4 protein-coding genes and 1 pseudogene are annotated in these 4,734 nt (G+C 69.2%); all 5 read left to right on the forward strand.

Annotation, left to right across the window (positions count from 1 at the left end; translation table 11 throughout):
- Positions 1-41 precede the first annotated feature (41 nt).
- The gene (locus JOZ00_RS11865) at positions 42-1,013 is read left to right on the forward strand and encodes an aspartate carbamoyltransferase catalytic subunit (protein ID WP_293344050.1); all 972 of its coding nucleotides are present in this window, start codon (positions 42-44) and stop codon (positions 1,011-1,013) included.
- On the forward strand, positions 1,010-2,314 hold the full coding sequence (locus tag JOZ00_RS11870) for a dihydroorotase (protein ID WP_293344044.1): 1,305 nt from the start codon (positions 1,010-1,012) through the stop codon (positions 2,312-2,314). Before JOZ00_RS11865 ends, JOZ00_RS11870 begins: the two co-directional genes overlap by 4 nt.
- Positions 2,311-2,823, forward strand: coding sequence for a transporter (locus JOZ00_RS11875; RefSeq protein ID WP_293344046.1), 513 nt, complete (start codon positions 2,311-2,313; stop codon positions 2,821-2,823). The genes JOZ00_RS11870 and JOZ00_RS11875 overlap by 4 nt, the downstream gene beginning before the upstream one ends.
- A complete protein-coding gene (carA, locus tag JOZ00_RS11880) occupies positions 2,820-3,950 on the forward strand; it encodes a glutamine-hydrolyzing carbamoyl-phosphate synthase small subunit (protein ID WP_293344048.1) in 1,131 nt (376 codons plus the stop codon). The genes JOZ00_RS11875 and carA overlap by 4 nt, the downstream gene beginning before the upstream one ends.
- Positions 3,950-4,734, forward strand: a pseudogene (gene carB, locus JOZ00_RS11885) (carbamoyl phosphate synthase large subunit); the annotation flags it as partial. The gene carA and the pseudogene carB, both read left to right, overlap by 1 nt.

Consider the following 4,734-nt stretch of genomic DNA (forward strand, 5'->3'; position numbering starts at 1 on the left):
CTGAGCGAACACGACGGCCGCGACGGGGTGGTGATCTCGCGATGACGCGCCACCTGCTGGCCGCCGGCGACCTGAGTCGAGACGAGGCCACCGCCATCCTCGACGACGCGGACCGGTTCGCCCAGGCCCTGGTGGGCCGCGAGATCAAGAAGCTGCCGACGCTGCGCGGCCGCACCGTGATCACGATGTTCTACGAGAACTCGACGCGCACCCGGGTGTCGTTCGAGGTCGCGGGCAAGTGGATGAGCGCCGACGTGATCAACGTCAGCGCATCGGGGTCGTCGGTGGGCAAGGGCGAGTCGCTGCGCGACACCGCGCTGACGCTGCGCGCGGCCGGCGCCGACGCGCTGATCATCCGGCACCCGGCATCTGGGGCCGCGCATCTGCTCGCCGAATGGACTTCGGGCGGGAACGCCGCCCGAGAGGATCCAGGTCCGTCGGTGATCAACGCCGGCGACGGCACGCACGAGCACCCGACGCAGGCGCTGCTCGACGCGCTGACCATCCGGCAGCGGCTGGGCGGCATCGAGGGCAGGCGCATCGTGATCGTCGGCGACATCCTGCACAGCCGGGTCGCGCGCTCCAACGTGATGCTGCTGCAGACGCTGGGCGCCGAAGTGGTGCTCGTCGCGCCGCCGACGCTGCTGCCGGTCGGGGTCGACGGCTGGCCGGTCACCGTTTCCAACGACTTCGACGCCGAGCTACCGGCCGCCGACGCGGTGCTGATGCTGCGGGTGCAGGCCGAGCGGATGAACGGCGGCTTCTTCCCGTCGGTGCGCGAATACTCTTCCCGCTTCGGGCTTTCCGATCGCCGGCAGGCGATGCTGCCCGGCCACGCCGTGGTGCTGCACCCCGGGCCGATGCTGCGCGGCATGGAGATCGCGTCGTCGGTGGCCGACTCATCGCAATCGGCGGTGCTGCAACAGGTTTCCAATGGGGTACACGTGCGAATGGCGGTGCTGTTCCACGTGCTGGTGGGCACCGAATCTGCCGGGGAAGAGGGTGCGGCGTGAGCGTGCTGCTGCGCGGGGTTCGCTTGTACGGCGAGGGCGACCCCGTCGACGTGCTGGTGGATGACGGCCAGATCGCCGAGATCGGGGCGGGGCTGGCCGAGGCCGGAGGACTCGAAAAAGACCTAGACGTCATCGACGCCACCGGCCAGGTGCTGCTACCCGGGTTCGTCGACCTGCACACCCACCTGCGCGAGCCGGGCCGCGAGTACGCCGAAGACATCGAAACCGGCTCGGCCGCAGCGGCTTTGGGTGGCTACACCGCGGTCTTCGCGATGGCGAACACCACCCCGGTGGCCGACAGCCCGGTGGTCACCGATCACGTCTGGCACCGCGGGCAGCAGGTCGGCCTCGTCGACGTGCACCCGGTCGGCGCCGTCACCGTCGGACTGGCAGGCACCGAGCTCACCGAGATGGGCATGATGGCTGCCGGGGTCGCACAGGTCCGGATGTTCTCGGACGACGGCATCTGTGTGCACGACCCGCTGGTGATGCGCCGCGCCCTGGAATACGCGACCGGGCTGGGCGTGCTCATCGCCCAGCACGCCGAGGAGCCCCGGCTGACCGTGGGCGCCGTCGCCCACGAAGGTCCCACCGCCGCGCGGCTCGGACTTTCGGGATGGCCGCGGGCCGCGGAGGAATCGATCGTCGCCCGTGACGCGCTGCTGGCCCGCGACGCCGGCGCCCGCGTGCACATCTGCCACGCCTCCACGGCCGGCACCGTCGAGATCCTGAAATGGGCCAAGCAGCAAGGCATCTCGATCACCGCGGAGGTCACCCCGCACCACCTGATGCTCGACGACAGCAGGCTGGCCAGCTATGACGGGGTGAACCGGGTGAACCCGCCGCTGCGTGAGGCCGCCGACGCGGTCGCGCTGCGGCAGGCGCTGGTCGACGGGGTCATCGAATGTGTGGCGACCGACCACGCCCCGCACGCCGAGCACGAGAAGTGCGTGGAGTTCTCCGCGGCGCGGCCCGGCATGCTGGGCTTGCAGACCGCGCTGTCGGTGGTGGTGCAGACGATGGTGGTGCCCGGGCTGTTCACCTGGCGCGATGTCGCCCGGGTGATGAGCGAAAACCCCGCGCGCATCGTAGGCCTGCCCGATCAGGGACGCCCGCTACAGGTGGGGGAGCCGGCCAACCTGACCGTGGTCGACCCCGACGCCACCTGGAGCGTCGCCGGATCCGATCTGGCCAGCCGGTCGGCCAACACCCCGTTCGAGTTGATGAGCCTGCCCGCCACGGTGACCGCGACGCTGCTGCGCGGGAAGCTCACCGCCCGGGACGGGAAGTGCCCGGCATGAATTCCGGCACGCTGGTGGGCTCGCTGATCTTCGCGGGCGTCGTGGTGGTGATCATCGCGGTCGTGATCCAGCTGATGATGCGCTCCTGGCAGCGTCGCGCCCGCCAACAGGCGGACCTGATCGGGGCCCTGCCCGACGTGCCCGAGCTGCTCGGCACGGCGACCATCACCACGCCCGGCATGTATATCGGCTGCACGATGGCGCCGGCGTGGAGCGAGCGGATCACCGCCGGGGACCTCGGCTACCGCAGCAAGGCGGTGTTGAGCATGCACCCCGAGGGAGTTCTGGTGCAACGCATCCGGGCCATTCCGATCTGGATTCCCAAGGAGTCGATCAGCGCCATCCGCACCGAACGCGGCATCGCCGGAAAAGTCGCCGCCCGCAACGGAATACTCGCGATCCGGTGGCGGCTGCCGTCAAACGTCAAGATCGACACCGGGTTCCGGGCGGACAATCGCGACGAGTACGAGAGCTGGCTGCACAGCTGGCCGGAAGGAGTCGCGCCGTGAAAGCCCAGCTGGTACTCGAGGACGGCCGCGTCTTCACCGGCGCGCCGTTCGGCAAGATCGGCCAAACGCTGGGCGAGGCGGTGTTTTCCACCGGCATGTCCGGCTACCAGGAGACGCTGACCGATCCGAGCTATCACCGGCAGATCGTGGTGGCCACCGCCCCGCAGATCGGCAACACCGGCTGGAACGACGAGGACGCCGAGAGTCGCGGCGACAAGATCTGGGTCGCCGGCTATGCGGTGCGCGATCCGTCGCCGCGCCCGTCGAACTGGCGCGCCAGCGGCACACTGGAGGACGAACTTGTCCGCCAGCACATCGTCGGGATCGCAGGCATCGATACCCGGGCCGTGGTGCGCCATCTGCGGACCCGCGGCTCGATGAAGGCGGGGGTGTTCTCCGGTGACGCGCTCGCCGACGCAGACGAGTTGGTGGCGCGGGTGCGGGGCCAGCAGTCGATGCTGGGCGCCGATCTCGCCGGCGAGGTCAGCACCCCGCAGAACTACATCGTGGAACCCGAAGGGCCGCAGCGGTTCACAGTCGTGGCGCTGGACTTGGGGATCAAGACCAACACCCCCCGTAATTTCGCCCGCCGGGGCGTCCGCACCCACGTGCTGGGATCGTCGGCGACCTTCGAGCAGATTGCGGACATCAACCCCGACGGGGTGTTCTTGTCCAACGGGCCCGGCGACCCCGCCACCGCCGACCACGTCGTCGCCGTCACCCAAGAGGTGCTGGGCGCCGGAATCCCGTTGTTCGGCATCTGTTTCGGCAACCAGATCCTGGGCCGCGCGCTCGGCCTGTCCACCTACAAGATGGTCTTCGGCCACCGCGGCATCAACATCCCCGTCATCGACCACGCCACCGGGCGGGTGGCGGTCACCGCGCAGAACCACGGCTTCGCGCTGGAAGGCGAGGCGGGCCAGAGCTTCGACACCCCGTTCGGCTCGGCCATCGTCAGCCACACCTGCGCGAACGACGGGGTGGTCGAGGGCGTCAAACTCAAAGATGGCCGGGCGTTTTCGGTGCAATACCACCCGGAGGCCGCCGCCGGGCCACACGATGCGGAGTACCTGTTCGACCAATTCATCGAACTGATGGACGCCCCGAACAGCGAAAGGGGGCGCTAGTGCCGCGTCGTGCCGACTTGCGTCACGTTCTGGTGATCGGCTCGGGGCCGATCGTGATCGGGCAGGCCTGTGAGTTCGACTACTCGGGCACCCAGGCGTGCCGGGTGCTGCGCGCCGAGGGCCTGCAGGTCAGCCTGGTCAACTCCAACCCGGCCACCATCATGACCGACCCGGAGTACGCCGACCACACCTACGTCGAGCCCATCACCCCGGCCTTCGTCGAACGGGTGATCGCCCAGCAGGCCGAGCGCGGCAACAAGATCGACGCGTTGCTGGCCACCCTGGGCGGGCAGACGGCGCTGAACACCGCGGTCGCGCTCTATGAGAACGGGGCGCTCGACCGGTACGGGGTCGAGCTGATCGGCGCCGACTTCGACGCCATCCAGCGCGGCGAGGACCGCCAGCGGTTCAAGGACATCGTGTCCAAGGTCGGTGGTGAATCGGCCCGCAGCCGAGTGTGTTTCACGATGGAAGAGGTCCGCGAGACGGTCTCCGAGCTCGGCCTTCCCGTCGTCGTGCGGCCCAGCTTCACCATGGGCGGGCTGGGTTCGGGAATGGCGCGCTCCGTCGAGGAGGTCGACCGGATGGCCGGCGCCGGGCTGGCCGAAAGCCCGAGCGCCAATGTGCTCATCGAGGAATCGATCTACGGCTGGAAGGAATTCGAACTCGAGCTGATGCGCGACGGCAACGACAACGTCGTGGTGGTGTGCTCGATCGAGAACGTCGACCCGATGGGCGTGCACACCGGCGATTCGGTCACCGTCGCGCCGGCCATGACGCTGAC

This window comes from Mycobacterium sp. (assembly GCF_019243155.1).
Classification (GTDB): Bacteria; Actinomycetota; Actinomycetes; order Mycobacteriales; family Mycobacteriaceae; genus Mycobacterium.

Coding starts and splice junctions, on each gene's coding strand:
- JOZ00_RS11875 (WP_293344046.1), top strand. CDS start 2,311: ATGAATTCCGGCACGCTGGTGGGCTCGCTGATCTTCGCGGGCGTCGTG.
- JOZ00_RS11865 (WP_293344050.1), top strand. CDS start 42: ATGACGCGCCACCTGCTGGCCGCCGGCGACCTGAGTCGAGACGAGGCC.